Source organism: Pseudoalteromonas sp. MM17-2 (genome assembly GCF_022347945.1).
GTDB lineage: Bacteria > Pseudomonadota > Gammaproteobacteria > Enterobacterales > Alteromonadaceae > Pseudoalteromonas > Pseudoalteromonas ruthenica.
In genome coordinates, this window is record NZ_JAKRFV010000049.1 from 1 (window position 1) to 1,440 (window position 1,440).

The 1,440-nt window shown below is 38.3% G+C and carries 2 protein-coding genes; both read right to left on the minus strand.

Translation table 11 applies throughout. The features are described from left to right. Positions 1–219 precede the first annotated feature (219 nt). Positions 220–387: a hypothetical protein gene (locus tag MHM93_RS19320; protein WP_239450229.1), complete on the minus strand. Its 168-nt coding sequence runs from the start codon at positions 385–387 to the stop codon at positions 220–222. Next, a complete protein-coding gene (locus MHM93_RS19325; protein WP_239450230.1) occupies positions 387–1,247 on the minus strand; it encodes a hypothetical protein in 861 nt (286 codons plus the stop codon). Before MHM93_RS19325 ends, MHM93_RS19320 begins: the two co-directional genes overlap by 1 nt. Positions 1,248–1,440 lie beyond the last annotated feature (193 nt).

Consider the following 1,440-nt stretch of genomic DNA (forward strand, 5'->3'; position numbering starts at 1 on the left):
AATTGCCATTAACCCTTTCAACATTCATTTCTATAACATCAAGGCTGACATACGGTTTGTCATCATTACTTAAAGCTTCAGTACAAGAAAAAGTAAAAACCATACAAATAAAGGTAATCAGTTGTTTCATCATATACCTATGAATTTACGTATTTAATAAGTGCCTGCTGCCCAGCTAGCGGCACACTACTCCAATTAACACATTTATTAATTTCAGCTTTAAAGGAGGTTAAGTTTCTTTGCAAAATTTTTGTAAAGCTTTAGCTGCTCGTGTTCTGGCACCTCGTCCTCAAAATCAGGGCGTGTTTCAAAGTCGATATAAAAACAAAACCGTGCTAAGTCCGCTTCATTGGCGAAGCTTGCAACAACCACTACGACATTTTCCATTAGGCTGTACCCTCCTTGGCGGCTTTAATATAGGGGGCGAGTAAAGCATGCACTGAATCGGGCAAGCCTGCTTCATTGAATAAACGGGTAAACTCTTGCGCTGTTTCCACAAAGCACTGCGGATATTTGTCGGGGGATGCTGTGAACTTATCGAGAGCAGCAAAAAAGGTTACTAGGTTTTCTTTTAATGGTTGCGCCTCAAATTCACTGCCTTTAAAGTGTTTGAGTGCACTAATACAGTAAGAGAGGCGATAACGATAAATAAAATTTGGATTAGGGTTTTCCATGTGTTTGCTAAAGTATGATGAAAGCCTATTAATTGCCATTCTAAAACTTCTCTCACATTTAGCTTTAAGCCTGTCTTCGTCTCCATCTCTTAAGCTATTTTTAAACCAAGACTCCTCCTCTACCGAACTGGGAAATAATAACTCGGCCAGTAATTGTTCTTTACCCTGAAAAAAGCTGGTATCCCTGCCATCAGAGGCACTTTCATGAGTTGCATAATCTCGATCACAAAACTCTAATACACGCTTAGCACCAGTGTCATAATGTATAATGGAACCATCTTGATTTTGGACGGTTGACCTAAACTTATGTAATTCTTCAATAATATCCTCTTTATCAAATGATGGGTATAGCCATATAGCAATCATGTCCATATAGGATATTTTTCGTTTAATCCCTCCATCGTTATTCACCGTTCTCATAGGTTCTTTATCCGGGCCATAAAGAAAGTATTCTTTTATTAATTTAACGTCTTCTGGCTCATATACATACATTTCTTTAAGCGACTCTTTCACTTCTTTCCACTGTGCTTTGCGCTTTGTAAGCCATTCTTTATCGTCTGGGTACCAACTCATTGTCTTCCTTGTTTTTTATTGTCTATTTTTTTAGTTAATGCTAAGGCTATTTTTTATAGCTTTATACCAAATTAAAACTCTTAACGTCATTGCATTGCCAGTCATCAACAATCGCTTGCGCAGCGTTATCCAGCTCCTGTCGTTCGCTATCCGTTAAGCGCTTTATACTTGCATCAATGTCTTCTTGTGCGCT

What these genes read in the sequence shown, in the direction of transcription:
- MHM93_RS19320 (WP_239450229.1), bottom strand. Translation starts at nt 387, where the DNA reads ATGGAAAATGTCGTAGTGGTTGTTGCAAGCTTCGCCAATGAAGCGGAC.
- MHM93_RS19325 (WP_239450230.1), bottom strand. Translation starts at nt 1,247, where the DNA reads ATGAGTTGGTACCCAGACGATAAAGAATGGCTTACAAAGCGCAAAGCA.